The organism is uncultured Gemella sp., assembly GCF_963529685.1.
Taxonomy (GTDB): Bacteria; Bacillota; Bacilli; order Staphylococcales; family Gemellaceae; genus Gemella.
In genome coordinates this window covers 1-21,646 of sequence record NZ_CAUSAI010000029.1, presented here as the reverse complement: position 1 = coordinate 21,646, position 21,646 = coordinate 1, and the positions used below count along the sequence as shown (strand labels likewise).

The window sequence follows — 21,646 nt, the reverse complement described above, 5'->3', positions numbered from 1 at the left end:
TAGTAACAAAGGGTTATACCCACAGAGAAAACCACCCCTTTTCAGGGGTGGTCATCATTTATTAGAATAATATTTAAAGGTAGTTAATAATTTTCTATCGAATTTAAAAATTGAGTATTTTTTGATATATTCCTTTATTTATTATAATATTTTAGATATTCTTTACAGAATTGTCTAGCTGTTAATTTTCCGCTTTGTCTATCTGCGTAAGAAGAGCTAACAAATTTTGAAATTTTATCAGTATATTCAACTTTAGGTAAAGGTTTCTCAAGTACAGTATCTTTGTTTATTGCGAAAGTTGAAAAACAAATACCTACTAAACGAGTATGTCTTGTTTCATGGTTAAATGCACTTAGCTCAGCAAAAATTTCAACACTTCTAGTACCAACTCGAGAAATATAACTATCAATAATTAATGCTTCGTGTCTATGTACAACGTCTAAAAATTGATATGTATCAATACTTGCAGTAAAGAAGGGTAGGTGTGTATATCTACGTATTACTAAACCTTGTACATCATCAAGCCAGTATAGAGTTTGTCCACCGAATAATGTGTCATGTCTGTTCATATGGTTAGGATAAATAGTATGGAAGTTTTCAATCCTAGTATCTTTATAATTCATAACTTCTTGCATGAAAAAAGTTCTCCTTAAAATTTAATTTTACTAATGTCTAATATAAAATTAGAATACATATGTAATTGTAACATAAAAATACAATTTTATTAAGAAGATTGTTTATAATATATAGAAAAAAGATACCCATATATTTATATAAAAAATAGTGTAGCATAACCTTTACATTTTGTTAAAAAGTATATTATAATAAAATAAAATACAAATGAGGTGAAGAATAATGAAATATGAAACTATGTTAGAACGTTTTTTAGGATATGTTAATTTCAAATCAAGATCTAATGCTGCTAGTACGACAATTCCGTCTACTCCAGAGCAAAAAGATTTTTTACGTATGTTGAAAGGTCAATTAGAAGAACTGAATCTAAGCGATATAGTTTTAAACGAGGAAAATTGGTTTTTAACAGCAACATTACCAGCTAACACAGATAAGCCTTATGATAGAATAGGTTTTATTTCTCACGTAGATACAGCTGATTTTAATGTTGAAGGTATTAATCCACAAGTTATAGAAAACTATGATGGAGAAGACATTGTTTTAAATAAAGATTTAAATATTGTAATGACAAAAGAAGAGTTTCCTAATTTAAATAATTATAAGGGACTTACATTAATCACAACTGATGGAACAACTTTATTAGGTGCTGATGATAAGGCTGGAATCACGGAAATTGTTGAAGCTATTAAATATTTAAGTGAACACCCTGAAATAGAACACGGGGATATTCGTATTGCTTTTGGGCCTGATGAAGAGATTGGACGTGGAGCTGATCATTTTGATGCGAAAGGCTTTGCTACAGACTATGCATATACAATGGATGGTGGAGTTCTAGGAGAACTTCAATATGAAAGTTTCAACGCTGCGCAAATTACGTATAAAATTACTGGTGTAAGTGTACACCCTGGTACAGCAAAAGGTAAAATGAAAAATGCAAATATGATTGCTGCTGAATTAGCTTCATTATTTCCAGAAAAAGAAGTTCCTGAACATACTGAAGAGTATGAAGGATTCTACTTACTACATAATATGCAAGCTAGAATAGAAGAAGCTGAAATGGTTTATATTATTCGTGATCATGACAAAGAAAAATTCTTGGCTCGTAAAAAATTTGCAGAGGAAGTTGCAGCTAAAATTAATGAAAAATATGGAAATGTAGTAGAATATGAATTATATGATCAATATTATAATATGGGTGATGTAATTAAAGAAGATAAACGCTGCGTTGATGTAGCTGAACAAGCTATTAAAAATGTTGGTGTGACACCATTAATTATTCCAATACGTGGAGGAACTGATGGTTCTAAAATTTCTTACATGGGAATACCAACTCCTAATATTTTTGTCGGTGGAGAAAACTTCCATGGGCAATATGAATTCAGTTGCTTAGAACATATGAAAAAAGCAGCTGATACAATAGTGGAGATAGCTAAACTAGCAAAAAAGTAGAAAAAATCACACCTTGGTGTGAGAGATAAAAATAATTTGAAATATAACTTATAACTCTAATACTTATAAAAGTATTGGAGTTATAACTATTTGAAAATATGATAGTTATTGTAGCGGTTATTTGGGAAATAAAACTAACTGATAATTAAAATTATTGGGGAGTGACTCAAAAATCGTGATTTCGAAATCGATTTTGTCGAGTCACCCCCGCACAGTTTATTAGATATCTAAAAAGCTTTTATAAAGCGAATTTAGATATCAATAAACCACTGCGTCTATGAATTTTCATATAAACCTTGTTAAAATTTAGGACTTTTAGATCAGCCCCTTTGTTTCATATAAAAGTATTTTGAAATTAGAAAAAAATGATAAAAAATCATGCAATAGCCTCAAATATATGGTACAATAGTAATGTATATTAACTAAAAAATTGAAAGAGAGGATGGTTGTAAGATGACAAAAAAAACATTTTATGTTACAACTCCTATTTATTACCCAAGCGGTAACTTACATATAGGGCATGCGTATACAACAGTAGCGTGTGATGCTTTAACAAGATATAAAAAATTAAGCGGATATGATACATACTTTTTAACAGGTACAGACGAACACGGTCAAAAAATTCAACAAAAAGCTCAAGAAAAAGGTATTTCTGAACAAGCATATGTTGATGAAATGATTAAGGATATTAAAAAATTATGGGAAGCTATGGATATAGATTATAGTAAATTTATCCGTACTACAGACGACTATCATGAAAAAGCAGTAGCTGAAATTTTCGATAGATTAGTAGAAAAAGGTGATATTTATCTTGGAGAATATAAAGGTTGGTATTCTATTAGCGATGAAGAGTATTTCACTGAAACACAGCTTCAAGAAGTATTCAGAGATGAAGAAGGTAATATGATTGGTGGTATTGCACCAAGTGGAAATGAAGTAAAACTTGTTAGTGAAGAATGTTATTTCTTTAAAATGAGTAAATATGCGGATAGATTAGTAAAATACTATGATGAACATCCGGAATTCATTTTACCTGAAAGTAGAAAAAATGAAATGCTAAATAACTTCATCAAACCGGGATTAGAAGATTTAGCTGTTACTCGTACAACATTTGATTGGGGAGTAAAAGTAAAATCTAATCCTAAACATGTTGTATATGTTTGGATTGATGCCTTAGTTAACTATATTACAGCTTTAGGTTATGCAACAGGTGAGAGTGAAGAACTATTTAATAAATATTGGCCAGCAGATGTGCAAGTAGTAGGTAAGGAAATCGTACGTTTCCACGTGATATATTGGCCGATATTACTTATGGCATTAGATTTACCGTTACCTAAGAAAGTTTTCGCTCATGGTTGGTTACTTATGAAAGACGGTAAGATGAGTAAGTCTAAGGGGAATGTAGTAGATCCATATATGTTAATAGAGCGTTATGGATTAGATTCAGCACGTTATTACTTACTACGTGAAGTTCCATTTGGGCAAGATGGAATTTTCACACCTGAAAGTTTTATTGATAGAATTAACTCAGATCTATCAAACGATTTAGGAAATTTATTAAACAGAACTATTTCTATGATTAATAAGTATTGTAGCGGGGTAATTCCAAAATTTGTTGAACCAACTACTGAATTTGATAAAGAATTGGTTGACTTATCAAAAGAAGTTATTGCGGAGTATGCAGAATATATGGAAAATATGCAATTTTCAAAAGCTTTAGAATCAGTATGGAAGTTTATTTCTAGAACAAATAAATATATTGATCAAACTACTCCATGGATTTTAGCTAAAGATGAAGCTAATCAACCTGAATTAGATAAAGTAATGAACTATTTAGCTGAAAGCCTTCGTATAGCTACTATCTTAATTTCTCCTGCTTTAACAAAAGCACCAGCGGAAATTGCTAAACAATTAGGGATTAAAGAAGATTTATTAGTTTTTGAATCAGCTAAAACATTTGGTGTATTTGATGGATCTGTGAAAGTAGTAGAAAGAGCAACTCCAATCTTCCCAAGATTTGATAAAGAAGTGGAAGTAGAATATATTAAAGAACAAATGTCTCCTAAAGCACTTGCGAATCTAGAAACTGAATCAAAAGATGATACATATGTTGAACTTGCTGAAGAAATCACAATAGATAAATTCTTTGAAATATCTTTAAGAGTTGCACAAGTCTTAGAATGTGAAAAAGTTAAGAAAAGTTCTAAATTATTAAAATTCAAACTTGATTTAGGAAATCATCAAAGACAAATAGTTTCTGGTATTGCCAAATACTATGATCCAGCAGAACTTATTGGTAAAAAAGTTGCAGTTGTAGCTAATTTAAAACCAGTTAAACTGTGTGGAGAATTAAGTGAAGGAATGATTTTATCAGCAGAAAAAGATGGTATTTTACGAGTAGTAGAAATTAATGCTGATATTCCTAACGGAGCAGAAATAAGATAATAAAAAGGGGCTGACCCAAAAGTCCTAAATTTTAAAAAAGTGTATATGATAACTCATAGACGCAGTGGTTTATTGATATCTAAATTCGCTTTATGAAAGGTTTTTAGATATCTAATAAACTATGCGGGAGTGACTCGACAAAATCGATTCCTACGAAATCACGATTTTTGAGTCACTCCCTTTTTAGTTTTTTGGTATTATGTCGTTTACTCACAGGCGCTTACTCCTAGGAGTTTGCTCGTAATTTTAATTTCGTTTTTTCTTTTGTGTGAGGTTTGCCTAGTTATTTAACATATAATAATTTTACTTTAGAAAATAACCATATTACGTTTAAAATTGTTTAAAATGTGGTAAAATAATAGGGAATGTTTTTTTATGAAATAAAAGTAAAATATAAAGACGAGGAGTTAAATTTATGGTTATTCAATGGTTTCCAGGCCATATGGCTAAGGCAACAAGAGAAGTGAAAGAAAAGCTAAAATTAGTAGATATAGTTTTTGAATTAGTAGATGCACGTTGCCCACTTTCTTCACATAATATGTACTTAGATGAAGTAGTAAAAGATAAGAAAAAAATAATTATATTTAATAAGATTGATTTGTGTGATAAGGCTGAGACGGCTAAGTGGAAAAGTTATTTTGAAAGTAAAGGTTATACTGTAGTTTATACTGATGCAAAAAATAGTAATAATCTGAATAAAGTTATCGATAAAGCTAAAGAAGAACTTGCAGAAAAAATAGCACGTCAAGTAGCTAAAGGAATAAAACCAAGAGCGATTAGATCAATGGTAATAGGTGTCCCTAACGTTGGAAAATCAACATTTATCAATAAACTAATTAAGAAAAATGTAGCTAATACAGCTAATAAACCGGGTGTTACTAAAAAACAACAGTGGTTGAAGCTAAATAAAGATATAGAATTATTAGATACACCGGGTATTCTTATGCCTAAGTTTGATAATCAAGAAATTGGGAAAAAATTAAGCCTAATTGGTTCTATAAAGGATGATATTACGCCACTTGATGATGTTAGTTTATACTTAATAGAACTATTAAAGTATAATTACATAGAAAATTTAAATAATTTATATAAAATAAATGTTACTAGTGATGATGAAAATGTAACTATCATGGAAAAAGTAGCTGAAAAGAGATTCAAAAAAATTGGTGGCGACTATGACTACGATTCGACAATTAAGTTGTTGATTCAAGATTTTAGAACACAAAAATTCGGACTTATTACACTAGATAATTACAGTGATTTATTGAAAAAAGAGGAACAAGATGAAAATTAGTGAGGTAAAAGAACTCTTAAACCAGGAAAATATTTCCGAAGAAATATTAACTGAGTTAAAAAAAGATGAAAGAAGTGGAGTTCAGAAATTACTTGTAAGCTACACTAAAAAACAAGAAAAAAAACTTTTTTATAAAAAAGAGTATGAAAAAAAATCATTTTATGAAAATAAATGTTATAATAATGGGTGTAAGTATATTTGCGGAATAGATGAGGTAGGAAGAGGACCACTTGCAGGACCAGTAGTAGCCGCAGCGGTAATTTTAAAACAAGATAGCTATTTCGAAGGATTAAATGATTCAAAAAAATTATCAGAGAAAAAACGTGAAGAATTATATGAACAGATAAAAAAAGAGGCGGTAGCATATGCAGTTTGTGAAGTTGATAATATTGAAATAGAAAAATACAATATTTATAATGCGGCTCGTATTGCGATGCAAAGGGCAGTGGAAAAGTTAGAGGTTAAACCAGATTTCTTACTTATAGATGCTATGCCATTTGAGAATTATCCGATACCGAATTTTAGTATGGTAAAAGGTGATGAAAAAAGTGTTTCTATTGCAGCAGCTTCAGTGATTGCTAAGGTTTATCGAGATAATTTAATGAAAGAATATGCAAAAAAATATCCGTATTATGATTTTGAAAATAATGCTGGGTATGGAACAAAAAAACATTTAGACGGTTTAAAAGTACATGGTGTTACACCAATTCATAGAAGAGACTTTGAGCCAATAAAATCAATGATACAAGGAGGAAAAAATGAGTAATAATAATGGAATAAGTATTGCTAGAAATATACAAAAAAATAATAAAAAAAGTAATGCTCAGTTAAGTAAGAAAAATAATAAATCTACAAATACAAATAAAGTTGTAACTAAAGAACAAAGAAATAAAAAACAAGTAGCTAAAAATATAAATAATACAAATAAAGCTAAAATTCAACCAAATAAATCTAAAAAGTTAGCTAAGATTCGTATAACTCCATTAGGAGGAGTAGAAGAAGTAGCAAAAAACATGTACATGGTTGAAATTGGGGACGAGATTTATGTTCTTGATGCAGGGTTGATGTTCCCTGAAACAGAGATGATTGGTATTGATGCAGTTATACCTGATATTAGTTATTTAGTACGTAATAGACAAAAAATTAAAGGTATATTTTTATCTAATGGACATGTGAGTTCAATGGGAGCTGTGCCATATATTATAGATAAATTAAAATGTCCAGTTTATGGTTCTAAGTTAACTATTGATTTATTAAAAAATCATCTTAAACAACTAGGTATTAAAAGAAGAATTAAGTTTTATTATGTAAAAGATAATAATAAGTATGATTTCAACAATGCAAGTGTAACATTCTTCAAGACTACATACTCAATGCCAGACTCTTTAGGTATTTGTATTGAAACAAGTCAAGGGAATATTGTATATACTGGTGAGTTTAAATTTGATCAATCAGTAAGTAAAGGATATAAGTCTGATATCGTAAAAATTAGTACATTAGGTCAAAAAGGTGTTCTTGCTTTATTAAGTGACTCAAGTAATGCCAATGTTAAAGGTTATAATGTTCCTGAGAATGAAGCGGCAGAACAAATCGATAATGCATTTTATCAAGCTAATAAACGTATTATAGTTACGTGTTATGCGTCTAACTTTTTAACAATTTCTCATATAGTAAGAGCTGCATTAGCACAAAATAGAAAGATTTTACTTTTAGGTCAAGCTATTGAAGCCTCTATTAATACTGCTAGAAATATGAATTATTTACAAATTGAAGATAGTAATTTAATTTCTATTGACGAGTTAAAAAACTATCCACAAAATGAAGTATGTATTCTTTCTTCAGGTGATCAAGGTGAACCGATAGAAGCTATGAAAAATATTGCTGAGAAGAAAATAGATGGTATTCAAATCGAATCAGGAGATACTATTATGATTGCAGCTACACCTTCACCAAATATGGAAGTGATGTTATTCCAAACTCTCAACTTATTAGTTAAACTTGGGGCGAATGTAGTGACAGCTTCTAAACGTCTTCACGCTGCTAGCCATGCAACAAAAGAAGAGTTGAAAATGATGTTAAATATGCTTATGCCAAAACACTTTATTCCAGTTCAAGGAGAATTTAGAAATCTTCGCAAACATGCTGAAATCGCAGCAGAGACTGGGGTAGTTGCTGAGAACATTCATATCTTAGCTAAAGGAACTACTTTAGAGTTAAGTGGTAATAAATCTAAAACATTACAAAATAACGTACCAATTGGAAATATACTGGTTGATGGACGTGGTATTGGGGATGTAGAAGATAGTGTATTAAAAGATAGAAAACTATTATCAAATGATGGAATCTTCGTCGCTTCATATGCAATTAGTAAGAAAGAGAAAACTCTAGTAGGAAGACCGGTTATTCAAACTAAAGGTTTTGTCTATGTTAAGAAGAGTATGGAACTAATTAAAGAAGCGGAAGAAAAAGTAATTGAGTATTTAGAAAACAACCCAATTAAGAGTATTAGAGAGTGTGCGGCAGTAAAAGCTGAGATTAGAAGTATGCTTTCAAGCTTACTATATGATAATACTAAGAGAAAACCAATAATAATAATTAACTTTTCATTAGTTTAGTGATGAAATGTAACGGGAATTTAATATAGGGACAGTTCAAATACTGCGGTCAGATTTTATTTGAATTACCCTTGTTGTTCCCGTTTTTAGTCTATTTTAAAGGGGTGGAAAAATGTCAAAAGTTATTGCTCATATCGATATGAATTGCTTTTATGCTAGCGTAGAAGAAAAATATAACCCTGAACTAAAAGGAAAACCTTTAGCAATAGCAGGAGAAGTGAAAACGAGACATGGAATAATAGTAACTTCTAATTATGAAGCTAGAAAATTAGGGATAAAAACAACAATGCGTGTAGGTGATGCTAGGAAAATTTGTCCTAATATAAAAATTCTTCGCCCTGATATGCCTAAATATCAACAAGAATCTAAGTTGATTTTTGATTTAGTACGAGAATATACGGATAAAATTGAGATAGTTTCTGTTGATGAGGCATATATAGATTTGAGTGATTTTTCAGAGCCTATAAAAGTGATAGCTACTATCCAAAGAAGGATTTATAAGCAATTAGGTATGCCTTCTTCAGTAGGTGTTTCCTTTAATAAATTTTTTGCGAAAATGGGATCTAATTTAAAAAAGCCACTTGGTTTTTCCATTGTAAATAAAAAAAACTATAAAGATATTCTTTGGGATTTGGATATAGGAGAAATGCATGGTTGTGGGAAAGCTTCTACTAAAAAATTGAAAAAAATAGGGATAAACACAATTGGTGATATTGCAGAAGCCAATGAGGTAATTCTTCATAGTCTATTAGGTGTTCAAGGTTTAAGACTTAAGAATAAAGCAAATGGAGAAGGAAATAATGAGCTAAAATATACAGTTGATAGAAAATCTATTGGAAATTCAAAAACATTTTCTAGTGATTTAATAGATGAAGACGATATACTAAAAGAAATCAAAAAATTGAGTCAGAAAGTCAGTTCGAGAGTTCAATCTCGTAACTATGTAGGAAATAATGTTTCGATAATGGTTAGATTTAGTGATTTTAAGACAATTACTAGATCTAAGAAGATTCCAGAATTTATTTCTAGTGAGAATGATATTTTTAATTATGCATGGGAACTTTTGCTTGAACATTATGATTTCAGTCGAGGAGTTAGGCTTTTAGGAGTATCATTGAATGATATTAAAAAATCTAAAGAATTAAAAGTTCAACTCGATATTTTTGACAAAAAAGATTATAAAGAAGAAGAGAAATTTAGAAAACTTTCTAAAAAATTAAAAGCTGAATTTGGGGATAACATAATAACTGATTTTGAGAGTTTTGATAACAGAGGGAAGACAGTAATTACGACAAGTTTTAGTAAAGATTTTTTAGACTAAAATAAAGAAGGAGATAAGATGTTAGCAATTAATAAAAGATTACAATTAGTGGCTGAGTATGTAGAAAATAGAAGATTAGCAGATATTGGTAGTGATCATGCATATTTACCTATTTATTTAGCTAAAAAGGATAAAATTGATTATGCAGTCGCTGGGGAGATAGTTGAAGGTCCGCATAAAGTATCTATAAAAAATGTTAAAGAAGAGGGCTTGGTGGGAACTATAGATTGTCGTAAGGCGGCAGGTCTGGATGCAATTGAACTAAGTGATAACATTGAAGTGATTACAATTTGTGGTATGGGTGGAAAGTTAATTGCAGATATACTAGAAAAAGGAAAAGAGAAACTTGCTAATAAACCAAATTTAGTATTGCAGCCTAATGTTGGAGAGAACTTTGTTAGAGAAAAATTACAACAATTAGGATATAAAATAACAGCAGAGAACATTATTGAAGAAGATGGGCATATTTATGAAATCATCGTTGCAAAGCCAGGTGAGATGAGTTTATCAGAGGATGAAATTAATTTTGGAAAGTACTTGATGATAGAAAAAAATGAATTGTTTATAAAAAAACAAAAACAAGAACTATCAAAGATTGAATATATTTTAAATCAATTAGAAAAAGCAAATGAAGTTCAAGAGAACAAGGTTTTTGAATTTAAAAATAAATATGCCAAAATATTAGAAATTATTTCTTAATATTTTATTTCAAAAGGAGGGAAAGGTATGTTGCAATCTCTACATGATGAAAGTGAAGCTAAAAAATTATTGAATTTTAGTGTAAAAATAGCGAAGAGTATGTTAGCTTATGGTGCAGAGGTGTATAGGGTAGAAGATACAGTAAATAGAATTTATAAATCATTTGATAATATTAAGGCTGCTAATAGTTTAGTTACGTATAATTTCGTTATTGTTTCATTTGTTTATGATGATAACACTTATACTGCGATGCGTAGAGTTGTTTTAGGGGACCGTGATTTAGAAAAAATTGCACTTTTGAATGATATATCTAGAAAAATGGTGATGGGTGGTTGTACGTTAGATTATGCATTTAAAAAAATGAAAGAAATAAAGAATAGAAGAAGATATTCAACAGCTTCGGTGATTATTGCTTTAACTTTATCAGCACCATTTTTTGCAATTATGTTTGGAGGAACATTCAAGGATAGTTTATATTCATTTTTTATTATGGCGGTGCAGGCAGTTTTCTTAATTCTAACTGCAAAATATAAACTCACATCTTTTGTGAGTAATTTTTTAGGGGCATTTATAGCTACTGTGTTGGTTATGGTATTGAATAAGTTCTTTTTAATTTATAATCCTTTTAGCATTATTATAGTCAGTTTAATGCCCCTTGTACCTGGGGTTCAGGTTACAAATGCAGTTCGTGACTTTATGGCAGGTGATTATTTATCTGGAATGATTGGTATTCAAGCGGCAATTTTTGTGTCGACTGCTATTGCTCTTGGTGTTGTTATGGGATTAAAATTGGTGTAAGGAGAGAATTATGGAAAACAGTGTTTTTATACAGTTTATAGCGGGCTTTGTAGTTAGTATAGCTTTTGCGATTTTTTTTAATGCACCTAAAAAATCTTTGTTTACTTGTGGGTTTATTGGTGCTATAGGTTGGCTAGTTCAAGTGGTAACTAATTTGTTATTGACAGATGTGGTGGTAAGTAGTTTTTTAGGAGCGGTTTGTGTAGGTATTCTTTCTACCAATGCTTCTAGAATTTTGAGACTGCCGGCTACGATATTTATTTATACAGGTATGGTTCCTTTGGTTCCAGGTTATGGAATGTATAATACTATGCAAAATATTGTAACTAAAAATTATGGAGTAGCTTCAAAAGTCGGCATTGAGACGATTCTTCAAGCTGGTGCAATTGCAATGGGGATACTATTAGCTTCTGTATTTTCAGCATCAATTCAGAGGGTAAAAATTCAAAGAAAAAGATAAAAATGCTATAATAGAGGTATTGGAAATTTATAAAAGGAGGTAAGTAGTATTATGGAATATATACTATACTTTGCAGAAAGTTGTCCAGATACAGCACCATTTAAAGAAAAGTTGTCAGAATTAGAAATAACATACAAAGAAGTAGAGGTTATGTCTTCGTTGAGAAATTTTAAAGAATTCTTATATGTTAGAGATACATATTCACAATTTGAAGGAATAAGAGGTAATATGAAAATCGGTATACCTTGTTTAGTTATTAGTGAAAGTGAATGTATATTAGAAATTGATGAATTAACTAATATTAGAAAATAAACAGCAATAAACTTCAAAATATCATTTATTAGACTGTGTGTGGAAAGTACATAAAGATAAGTGATGAGTTTAGTGATTTGGAGTTTGTCATTAATCTCTTGCTTTTTATTTTTAAATTTGATATAATTAATGAATGCTAGGTGGGGAGTTAGCGGTGCCCTGTACTTGCAATCCGCTTTAGCAAGACCGAATACCGAGATGCGGGTAGAATAGGGAATGTCGAGTTTAACACGTAATGTTGAGACTAAGGCACCTTACGACGCAATACTTATGAACCATGTCAGGTCCGGAAGGAAGCAGCATTAAGTGAGTTTATTGTGGGTGTGAGTTTTTGTTGAGGTTGAGTTGTCGATTAGACTAACGGTTTTTTAATCTATTCAAGTCTCGGTTGCATATAGTATAAATCGATGATATCTAAAAGTAATAAACTTTTGGATTTTTTTGTGTGAAAAAGAAAAAATATATAAAGGAGAGAACATATGTATCAAGGGAAAAACTTTTCTGAACGTGCAGGTATATTTATTAATTTATTGTTGCCTGTTTTAGTTTATCAAGTAATTTCGTATTCATCAGGAATGATTGGAACGTTTATGGCAGGACATTATAGTTCTACGGATCTTGCTGGGGTAAGCATGGGTGTTAATATTTGGAATCCAATTATGTATACTTTAAATGCGATTGTTTTAGCATTAATTCCAATAGTTTCACAATTAATAGGAAAAAATAAAGAAGAAGATATTCCTACAGTTGTTAGACAGTTTCTTTATATAGCGGTAATAATAAGTATTATCCTTGTTATTGGATTAAATACACTGGCCACACCGATTGTTGATCGATTAGGTATGGATAGTAGCATAGCAGAAATAACAAAAAAATATCTGTTTTACGAAAGTTTTGGAGTACTTTCAATCTTCTTATATGTAGTTTTACGTTCATTTATAGATAGTTTAGGATTAACTAAATTATCTATGATAATGATGATTATATCAGTACCTATAAATGTATTTTTCACATATAGTTTCATTTTTGGTAAGTTTGGTATGCCTGAACTTGGTGGAGCGGGAAATGCTATTGCGGTATCAGTGACCTATACGGTATTGTTTTTCATTGCTTTATTTTTAACTTTAAAACATCCGAAAATTAATAAATATAAGATTTTTGAAAGAGAAAGGGTAAAATTTAAATATTGGAAGGAAATATTTAAATTAGGTATCCCTATTGCTTTAGCTACGGCTTTAGAAACTGTGGTATTTTCTACATTATCTCTTATGGTTTCACGTTTTGACACTACAGTTATAGCTTCGCATCAGGCGGCACTTAATTTTTCTGGATTCTTATATACTTTACCAGTAAGTGTGGCCAATGCTGCGACTATAATTATAGCTTATCATGTAGGGGCGAAAGATTTTAAAATGGCAAAGTATTATACAGTACTTAGTGTCATACTAGGTATGTGTTCTTCATCAATTGCAGGTATAATAGTACTATTATTTGATAAAAAAATTCCATATTTATATAGTAATGATAGTGGGGTTATTAATTTAACAGCTCATTTACTTTTATTTGCGATAGGCTTTGCAATTTGCGATTCATTCGCATCAGCATTAGCAGGTGTATTACGTGGATACAAAAAAGTAGTACCAATATGTGTGGTTATGTTTGTTGGTTATTATCTAGTTGGAATTCCTTGTGCATATTATTTTGTTTTTAAAATGGGAATTGGCATAGAAGGATTATGGATAGGTTGGATAATTGGACTTGCTGTTTATGCATTAGGTGTATTATTCTATTATTTATATATGAGAAGAGGGATTAAGAAAAAAATAAATTTAGCTAATTAATAAAAAAGGTTTTGCGGTATGACTAAATACTGTAAAATCTTTTTTTATACTTGTATAAGCACTTGACTATTGTTTTAAAAAACTATATAATGTGATTATTAAAACTAGATTATAAGGAGGTAAGTATTTGAACAGAGTATATCCAAAATGGTCAGAATTACCTAATATTGATTTATATTTAGACCAAGTTTTACTGTATGTTAATCAATTAGATAGTTCTTTTATTATAGATGATGATAAGGGATTAACTGCAGCGATGATTAACAATTATGTTAAAAATGGTCATTTAGATAAACCGATTAAGAAAAAATATAATCGAAGACAATTAGCAAGATTAATAGTTATTACATGTTTGAAAAATGTTTTTTCTATCCAAGAAATTAGTAAAACAATTAATAGTTTGACTATTGAAGAAAGTTCTGAAACAATGTATAACAACTTCGTAATGTGTATGAATGAGGAAAAAAGAGAAGGATTACCAGAAGTAATAGTTTCAGCTTGTGATACTGTGAGATTGTATAAGAAGACACATGATTTAGTAGAAAAAATAGTATAAAATGCTTGGAGGTATATTATGGAGTGGAAGATTGTAGTTGATACTGCTTGCGATTTTAGAGAAATTCCTAACAAGGCAGAAAATGTTACTTATGAGAGAGTTCCGTTCTCATTACAAATTGAAGATAAAGTTTTTGTTGATACATTAGACTTAGATATTGATAAAATGATGGAAGAAATGTATGCTAGTTCAGAATCAGCAAGATCAGCATGTCCTAGTCCAGAGGCGTATTTAGCTGCTTATAGAGGGGCGAAAAATGTTATAGTACTTACTTTAACTGGAGCAATGTCTGGAAGTTATAATAGTGCTATTATTGGTGAAAAGATGCTAAAAGAAGAAAATGAAGATGTTAATATTCATATCATTGATACTCTTTCTGCAGGTGGAGAAAATGATTTATACCTTCTTAAGATAAATGAGCTAATAAAAGAGGGGTTATCTTTTGATGAAGTAGTCTCTGAAATGAGGAAATATCAAGAAAATTCTAAACTTATTTTCGTACTAGAAAAAGTTGATAATTTGGTAAAAAATGGTCGATTAAATAAACTTGCTGCGGCTGTTGTAGGGTTATTAAATATGCGCATGGTTGGTGAAGCAAGTGATGAAGGAACGTTGCATTTACTTCACAAAGTTCGTGGTGAGAAAAAAGCTGTTTCTACAGTAGTAGATGAAATGATTAAAGCGGGCTATAAAGGTGGTAGAGTTGTTGTCACTCATAGAAACAATGAAGATATTTGCAAAAAAATCCAAGATAAATTAAAAGAAAAGTTCTCAAATATAGAGTTTATGATTGTTCCTACTTCTGGTATCTGTAGTTTTTATGGAGAAGAAGGTGGAATGCTTTTAGGATACGAAATATAGGAAATAAATCTTAATAGTATCATATGAAATTATGGTATTTAGAGATAATAAAAGAGAAGAAGTTATTTACATTATGTAAAAACTCCTTCTCTTTTTAAAATTTAACTAACTCTGTTTAGCTCTTTTTTTATGTTTTCGAAATTTCCCAATTAAAAAACCAGTCCCTTGACCACAAAGGCTGAAGAATATATATCCTAAACCATATATAAGAATATCGAAGTTTAAAATAATTAAACAAGATATAATGTAAAAAATTCCTATAATAAATGAGAAAATATAGCTAAAGTCTTCTTTGTTATATGCATATAAAAATGAGATTAGAAAACTAATAACTGGGTATAAAATAATTAAAAGCAATATTATCATACCTGATCTATTTGATATAAAATAAGAACACAGAGGGAGTATTATAAATAAAAAGAAAGAAAAAATTAAATATGGTACTTTTTCTAAAAATTTCTTCATCATCTGCCTCCTAATTATAGTGTTATTCTATCATATATTGAGCTAAAAAACAATAAACAAATATATAAGTGATACACCGCAGAATTGAAATCACTTTCAAAGTGTGATATTATAAATGTAGCAACAAATGAGAGGGGAACAAAATAATGAAATTTTTTATCGATACAGCAAATGTAGAAGATATTAGAAGTGCTAATGATTTAGGTGTAATTTGCGGGGTTACTACAAATCCATCTTTAATTGCAAAAGAGGGGAGAGATTTTACTGAGGTAATCAAGGAAATTACAGCAATAGTTAATGGCCCTATTAGTGGGGAAGTAAAAGCAACTACTACTGATTGGCAAGATATGATAGCTGAAGCAAGGGAAATAGCGAAGATTCATCCTAATATGGTAGTAAAAATACCTATGACAGAAGATGGTTTAAAAGCTGTTAATGTGCTGAAAAAAGAGGGGATTAAAACTAACGTTACATTAATTTTCAGTCCAACTCAAGCACTTCTTGCAGCAAGAGCAGGAGCAACATATGTATCACCATTTTTAGGAAGATTAGATGATATTGCAAGTAATGGGTTGCTGTTAATAGAAGAAATAGTTGAGATCTTTGCCAATAATGATATTGATACGCAAATTATAGCAGCGAGTGTAAGAAATCCAATTCATGTTGTGGAATGTGCTAAATTAGGATGTGATATTGCTACTGTTCCTTATAGTGTAATTAAGCAAATGATTAAACATCCTTTAACAGACATAGGAATTGAAAAATTTAAGCAAGATTATTATAAAGTATTTGGTGAATAGAAAATAAACTAGTTTTGTAGTCAAAAAAATATATCTCTTTTAAAAAATTTTTTAAAAAATTGTATTTTATACTAGAAATATTTATAAAGTAATGTTATAATATATTTTGTTGTATGAAAAAGTTGTTAAGATTAAATTTTATAGGAGGTTATATTAATGCGCGTAAATGTAACATTAGCTTGTACAGAATGTGGTGATAGAAACTACATTACTAAAAAGAACAAAAGAAATAATCCAGACCGTATTGAACTTAAAAAATACTGTCCAAGATTAAAAAAAGTGACTTTACACAGAGAAACTAAATAATAAAGTTAGAGAAGCCTTAAAGTATCAACGTTTAAGGCTTTTTGTTTTTCTACTTGAATACCATTTGAATGCCATACAAAAAACCGCCAATAAATTAATACTGACGGATGAGAGCATTCAGCTCTAGTTATGATTTGCGATAGATACAATTAAGTATCTATGTTAGTAATTATATTGTATTATAAATAGGGATGAAAGTCAAATTTTAGGTATTAAAAAATAGATTTTTAATACCGTTTTCTATAATTTTTATTATGTCATCATTAACTCTAACTTTTGTTAAGGGGTCTAAATTATCCTTACGCTTGAAAATTTTATTTTTGTCTATAGTAGTAATAGCATCTATCTTTATATATGTATCTTTATCGAAATCTTTAATGTACTTTTTTACTCTATCTTTTGCATTTTCCACTATATTTCTTTCTAATAGTACTTTTTGATAAAAAGTTTTTAGTTGATGTAAATCTTCAGTAAATGGTTCTCCATTTCTTTCCCTTTCTTCTAATTTATTTAAATCTGATTCAATTTTGTTCATATTTTTATCATTTAATTTAATTTGTTCTTCAAGATAATCTAATGTCAGTGAAGCTAATCCCCTAGAAATACCAGCAGTTAATTTTATATTTTGTTTTCCCTCTTTAGAAGTTAAGGGAACAACAGTAATTGTATTATCTTTCTTACTATCATTTTTGTTTAGTGTTATTGCATAATGGTAAGAAGAAAATTCAGAACCATAATTTATACCAAAATCAACATATACTAAAGTACCTTGTGGGAAAACCAAGTTTCGTCTTCTTTTTCCTAGAACGTCCCTTTCAAGTTGTGTGGCATAATTCCCCATACTAGATCCTAATCTTTTAGTTTTAAAGTGATTTGGATTTTTTTTTGTTATATTTTTTATCTTTTCTGTCGATTCTTCTAATTGCTCAATATTTCTTTCTTCTAATCGTTCTTTGTCCATAATAATACTCCCTAATATAATGATAAATAGATTGAGGAAAACTTAATAATCTGATTTATTACTTTTTAGTATATTACATAAAAATTCAGCTAATATTTTCTACAATTACATTTTTTACTATTAATAATTTTAACTTATTAACAGACTTTTATTGATTTATTTCAAGTATATTATATCTTATAAAATAGAGAAAATAAAATATAAAGTAATACGAGTATCTGAAATTATAAAAAATGTTAATTGACTTACTATATATTAAGTGATAATATGTTCAGTAAGGAATTTTAACAAGAACTTACAAAAGAAATTCGTAATTTAGTTAAAGAGGTTTTACAAGATGAGATTAAACAAGATAAACTTGACTATAGTCCATTATCTTTTGACTTATAAAATTAGAATAAATTTTAGAAATTTTTGTAAAATACCTTTACAAATGAAAGGAAAAATATTATACTATATATTATCCAATAAAGATAATATTATTTTTCCTACAGATATTTCTTGATTTTCAAAAGAATTCTTTAGTAAAGCTAACAAAATTAGAAAAACAAAAGAAATTTTAAAAAAATTAAAAAAGTTGTTGACAAACTACAATATGTATTATATAATTAGTACATAAGTTAATAACAAGTATTTATGCGGGTGTAGTTTAGTGGTAAAACCTCAGTCTTCCAAACTGATGTTGTGAGTTCGATTCTCATCACCCGCTCCATTTTTTTATTTAGAGATTTTTCCACAGTAGCTCAGTTGGTAGTAGCATCTGACTGTTAATCAGAGGGTCGCAGGTTCGAGTCCTGCCTGTGGAGTAAAGTACGGCTGTGTATGCAGCCGTATATTTTTTTGTTTAAAATCTCGCTAAATATTATTATCGTAGGAAAAATTATGTTATAATAGTTCATGGTATATGAACTTTTATCGAGTTGAATTTTATATAGTTTAAAAGTTGAAGTTTAAGAAAATAAAGAGAATTTTATAGGAGATTTTTATGTTTTTAGATGAGGTAAAAATATTCGTCCGATCAGGTGATGGTGGGAATGGATTAGTAGCATTTAGAAGAGAGAAGTATGTTCCAAAAGGTGGACCAGCTGGTGGAGACGGTGGACGTGGAGCGAACGTTGTATTCATCGTTGATGAAGGCCTAAGAACTTTCATGGATTACCGTTATCAGAAGAAATTCGTAGCGCCTAATGGTGAGAACGGAATGAGTAAAGGTATGCACGGTAGAAAGTCAAAAGATTTATACTTAAAAGTGCCACCAGGAACTGTAATTCGTGATACTGATACTGGAGAAGTATTAGCAGACTTAGTAGAACATGAGCAAGAAGTAGTAGTAGCTCGTGGAGGACGTGGAGGACGTGGAAACTGTCGTTTCGCAACACCTTCAAACCCTGCGCCAGAAATTGCTGAAAATGGTGAACCGGGAGAAGAAAGAAATCTTACATTAGAATTAAAACTTATGGCGGATGTAGGTCTTGTTGGATTCCCTTCTGTTGGTAAATCAACATTATTATCGATAACATCAAAAGCAAAACCAAAAATTGCTGATTATCACTTTACAACATTAGCGCCAAATCTTGGAGTTGTAGAAACAAAAGATCACAGAAGTTTTGTTATGGCTGATCTTCCAGGATTAATCGAAGGTGCTAGTCATGGAGTAGGACTTGGACATCAGTTCTTACGTCACATTGAAAGAACAAAGGTTATTGCACACGTAGTAGACATGTCTGCAACTGATGGTCGTGATCCATATGAAGATTATAAAATTATTAATCAAGAGTTAGCTGAGTACAATATGAGACTTTTAGAAAGACCTCAAGTAGTTGTAGCTAATAAGATGGATATTCCAGTAGCTAGTGACAATCTTAAAGAATTTAAAAAACACTTAGAAAATGATGGTGAAGAAGTAGATATCGTTGAAATCTCTGCATTTACACGTAGTAATATCGATAACTTACTTTATAAAATAAGTGATATACTAGATAATACAGATCCAAATATGTTATATGAACTTGATACTGAAGAAGAAAGTATGGAAAATAGAGTTCTTTATAAACATAAACCTAAGGATGAGACATTCAAGATTACTCGTGATGATACAGGGGCTTATGTAGTAAGTGGACCTGGTATTGAACGTGCTTTCTTAATGACTGATTTCAACCGTGATGCTTCTGTTAGACGTTTTGCTCAACAAATGCGTTCTATGGGTGTAGATGATGCTTTACGTGAAAGAGGATGTAAAAACGGTGATACGGTTAAAATTCTTAAAGGTGAGTTTGAATTCGTAGAGTAGGAGATAACCACTGTGGATAAAGAAAAAGTTTATTATATAATTAGAGAAGATGTATTACCAGAAGCTGTAAAAAAAACATTAGCTATGAAAAAAGCTTTAGAAGATGATTCAAAGTTATCAATTTTAGAAGCTTCGAAGAGATTTGATTTAAGTAGAAGTGCATTTTATAAGTATAAAGATACAATTTTTCCGATTCAAGATGTGAAAAGACAATCAATTCTATCGTTATCTATAGATGTTGATGATATTCCAGGAATATTGGGTAAAATTTTATCGGTTGTTAATGAAGCCAAGTGCAGTGTACTTACTATTCATCAAACGGTGCCGATAAACGCAAAAGCTACGATAATTATTTCTTTAGAGCTTAGTTCGGGTGATATAAATATAGAAAAATTAAATAAACGAATTAAAGATCTCGAGTTTGTTAATTCAATTAAAGTAATTGGGTTAAGCATGTAGAGATAGTTTAATAAAGATGAAATGTAGGAGAACAGGGTAGGGAAGTCAGTTTCCTATGCTTGTTCTCCTTTTATTTTAGAAAGGTGAATTATGCAAAAAAATGATGTATTCGAAGGGAAGGTTATAGATTATACCCACGATGGTCTTGGTGTAGTTAAAATTGATAATTTTCCAATTTTTATTGAAGATGTTATAGAAGGTGAAGTAATCGAGTTTAAGATAATTAAATTAAAGAAAAATCTTGGTTACGGAAAAGTTCTTAACATTATTAAAAGTTCTAAAAATAGAGTAGATGGAATTCCGAAGACTTCAGGGGCAAATTTAGTTCATATGAACTATGAAGAGCAATTGAAGTTTAAGAAGAAAAAAGTTCAAAATGTTATGGATAAAACACTTGGTAAAGATTCTATTGAAGTTTTAAATACGCTAGGAATGGAAGACGGATATCATTATCGTAATAAGTCTGTGATTCCAGTACAAAAAGTTAATGGCGAAGTTAAGATGGGGTATTATAAACCACGAAGCCATGATGTTGTTAATATAGAGAAATGTTTTATTCAATATGATGAACACAATGTATTAATGAACAAATTACGTAGTCTAATCTCAGAGCTTAACTTATCTGTTTATGATGAAAACAATCACTCAGGTGCTATTAGACATATTATGTTCAGAACAAATACCCTGAAAAGTGAAATCATGGTAGGTATTGTAGCGAAGGAGAAGTTTAATAAACTAGATGAATTCGTTGAAAAAATATCTAAATTAGATGATAGAATTGTTAGCATTATGCTAAATATTAACGATAAGAAGACAAATGTAATCTTTGGTGATAAAACTGAAAATCTTTTTGGTAAGGATTATATAACCGACACATTAGACGGAATAGAATTTAAGATTTCACTTCGTTCATTTTATCAAGTAAATCCAGTTCAAACAGAAGTATTATATAGTAAAGCGTTGGAACTTGCAGAATTAAAAGAAACTGATACGATAATCGATGCTTACTGTGGTATTGGAACAATCAGTCTATTCGCAGCGAAGAAAGTTAAGAAAGTATACGGTATTGAAATAGTAGAAG

The 21,646-nt window shown here is 29.9% G+C and carries 21 protein-coding genes, 2 tRNA genes and 1 other RNA gene; 21 read left to right on the top strand and 3 right to left on the bottom strand.

Annotated elements, in window-relative coordinates; all coding sequences use genetic code 11:
• Positions 1–134 precede the first annotated feature (134 nt).
• Positions 135–635 carry an acyl-CoA thioesterase gene (locus RWS90_RS05475; protein ID WP_314549386.1) on the bottom strand — a complete coding sequence of 167 codons (501 nt, stop codon included), beginning with the start codon at positions 633–635 and terminating at the stop codon, positions 135–137.
• A gap of 220 nt (positions 636–855) precedes the next feature.
• Here RWS90_RS05475 and pepT point away from each other — a divergent pair, with 220 nt between their 5' ends.
• From pepT to RWS90_RS05405, 14 genes are all read left to right on the top strand, one after another.
• Positions 856–2,082 (top strand): peptidase T, encoded by a 1,227-nt coding sequence (pepT, locus tag RWS90_RS05470; protein ID WP_314549384.1) that lies wholly within the window; start codon positions 856–858, stop codon positions 2,080–2,082.
• Between the two features lie 453 nt (positions 2,083–2,535).
• Positions 2,536–4,527 (top strand): methionine--tRNA ligase, encoded by a 1,992-nt coding sequence (gene metG / locus RWS90_RS05465; protein ID WP_314549382.1) that lies wholly within the window; start codon positions 2,536–2,538, stop codon positions 4,525–4,527.
• A 415-nt stretch (positions 4,528–4,942) separates the two neighbouring features.
• The gene (ylqF, locus tag RWS90_RS05460) at positions 4,943–5,821 is read left to right on the top strand and encodes a ribosome biogenesis GTPase YlqF (protein WP_314549379.1); all 879 of its coding nucleotides are present in this window, start codon (positions 4,943–4,945) and stop codon (positions 5,819–5,821) included.
• The gene (locus tag RWS90_RS05455; RefSeq protein ID WP_314549376.1) at positions 5,811–6,587 is read left to right on the top strand and encodes a ribonuclease HII; all 777 of its coding nucleotides are present in this window, start codon (positions 5,811–5,813) and stop codon (positions 6,585–6,587) included. Before ylqF ends, RWS90_RS05455 begins: the two co-directional genes overlap by 11 nt.
• Entirely contained in the window at positions 6,580–8,436 is a 1,857-nt protein-coding gene (locus tag RWS90_RS05450) for a ribonuclease J (RefSeq protein ID WP_314549374.1), read from the top strand. Before RWS90_RS05455 ends, RWS90_RS05450 begins: the two co-directional genes overlap by 8 nt.
• A 112-nt stretch (positions 8,437–8,548) precedes the next feature.
• Positions 8,549–9,757, top strand: coding sequence for a DNA polymerase IV (locus RWS90_RS05445; protein ID WP_314549371.1), 1,209 nt, complete (start codon positions 8,549–8,551; stop codon positions 9,755–9,757).
• 18 nt (positions 9,758–9,775) lie between these two features.
• Positions 9,776–10,456 (top strand): tRNA (adenine(22)-N(1))-methyltransferase TrmK, encoded by a 681-nt coding sequence (locus tag RWS90_RS05440; protein ID WP_314549369.1) that lies wholly within the window; start codon positions 9,776–9,778, stop codon positions 10,454–10,456.
• Between the two features lie 27 nt (positions 10,457–10,483).
• Positions 10,484–11,254, top strand: coding sequence for a threonine/serine exporter family protein (locus RWS90_RS05435; protein ID WP_314549367.1), 771 nt, complete (start codon positions 10,484–10,486; stop codon positions 11,252–11,254).
• Positions 11,255–11,264: 10 nt separating this feature from the next.
• The gene (locus RWS90_RS05430; RefSeq protein WP_314549364.1) at positions 11,265–11,714 is read left to right on the top strand and encodes a threonine/serine exporter family protein; all 450 of its coding nucleotides are present in this window, start codon (positions 11,265–11,267) and stop codon (positions 11,712–11,714) included.
• A 51-nt stretch (positions 11,715–11,765) separates the two neighbouring features.
• Positions 11,766–12,026 (top strand): hypothetical protein, encoded by a 261-nt coding sequence (locus RWS90_RS05425; protein ID WP_314549363.1) that lies wholly within the window; start codon positions 11,766–11,768, stop codon positions 12,024–12,026.
• A 131-nt stretch (positions 12,027–12,157) separates the two neighbouring features.
• Positions 12,158–12,422, top strand: an RNA gene (gene ffs / locus RWS90_RS05420) — signal recognition particle sRNA large type.
• A gap of 83 nt (positions 12,423–12,505) precedes the next feature.
• The gene (locus RWS90_RS05415; RefSeq protein WP_314549360.1) at positions 12,506–13,867 is read left to right on the top strand and encodes an MATE family efflux transporter; all 1,362 of its coding nucleotides are present in this window, start codon (positions 12,506–12,508) and stop codon (positions 13,865–13,867) included.
• A 127-nt stretch (positions 13,868–13,994) separates the two neighbouring features.
• On the top strand, positions 13,995–14,423 hold the full coding sequence (locus RWS90_RS05410; protein ID WP_314549358.1) for a DUF1836 domain-containing protein: 429 nt from the start codon (positions 13,995–13,997) through the stop codon (positions 14,421–14,423).
• 18 nt (positions 14,424–14,441) lie between these two features.
• Positions 14,442–15,284: a DegV family protein gene (locus tag RWS90_RS05405; RefSeq protein ID WP_314549357.1), complete on the top strand. Its 843-nt coding sequence runs from the start codon at positions 14,442–14,444 to the stop codon at positions 15,282–15,284.
• A gap of 105 nt (positions 15,285–15,389) precedes the next feature.
• Here the strand turns inward: RWS90_RS05405 and RWS90_RS05400 are convergent, their stop codons facing one another.
• Positions 15,390–15,749: a hypothetical protein gene (locus RWS90_RS05400; protein ID WP_314549355.1), complete on the bottom strand. Its 360-nt coding sequence runs from the start codon at positions 15,747–15,749 to the stop codon at positions 15,390–15,392.
• Between the two features lie 146 nt (positions 15,750–15,895).
• On the opposite strand from RWS90_RS05400, the gene fsa reads away from it, so the two are divergent.
• The gene (fsa, locus tag RWS90_RS05395) at positions 15,896–16,549 is read left to right on the top strand and encodes a fructose-6-phosphate aldolase (protein WP_314549353.1); all 654 of its coding nucleotides are present in this window, start codon (positions 15,896–15,898) and stop codon (positions 16,547–16,549) included.
• A gap of 156 nt (positions 16,550–16,705) precedes the next feature.
• The gene (gene rpmG / locus RWS90_RS05390) at positions 16,706–16,855 is read left to right on the top strand and encodes a 50S ribosomal protein L33 (RefSeq protein ID WP_003145675.1); all 150 of its coding nucleotides are present in this window, start codon (positions 16,706–16,708) and stop codon (positions 16,853–16,855) included.
• A gap of 205 nt (positions 16,856–17,060) precedes the next feature.
• On the opposite strand, the gene RWS90_RS05385 is transcribed toward rpmG, so the two are convergent.
• Positions 17,061–17,816: a type II toxin-antitoxin system PemK/MazF family toxin gene (locus tag RWS90_RS05385; RefSeq protein ID WP_314549351.1), complete on the bottom strand. Its 756-nt coding sequence runs from the start codon at positions 17,814–17,816 to the stop codon at positions 17,061–17,063.
• 638 nt (positions 17,817–18,454) lie between these two features.
• Between RWS90_RS05385 and RWS90_RS05380 the strand changes: the two genes are divergently transcribed.
• From RWS90_RS05380 to rlmD, 5 genes are all read left to right on the top strand, one after another.
• Positions 18,455–18,528, top strand: a tRNA-Gly gene (locus RWS90_RS05380).
• A gap of 20 nt (positions 18,529–18,548) precedes the next feature.
• Positions 18,549–18,622 (top strand) — tRNA-Asn (locus RWS90_RS05375).
• Positions 18,623–18,801: 179 nt separating this feature from the next.
• Positions 18,802–20,106 carry a GTPase ObgE gene (gene obgE / locus RWS90_RS05370; RefSeq protein ID WP_314549349.1) on the top strand — a complete coding sequence of 435 codons (1,305 nt, stop codon included), beginning with the start codon at positions 18,802–18,804 and terminating at the stop codon, positions 20,104–20,106.
• Positions 20,107–20,118: 12 nt separating this feature from the next.
• Positions 20,119–20,565, top strand: a complete 447-nt coding sequence (locus tag RWS90_RS05365) for an ACT domain-containing protein (protein WP_314549348.1) — start codon at positions 20,119–20,121, stop codon at positions 20,563–20,565.
• A gap of 90 nt (positions 20,566–20,655) precedes the next feature.
• A partial coding sequence (rlmD, locus tag RWS90_RS05360) for a 23S rRNA (uracil(1939)-C(5))-methyltransferase RlmD (protein WP_314549347.1) occupies positions 20,656–21,646 on the top strand: 991 nt, incomplete at its 3' end.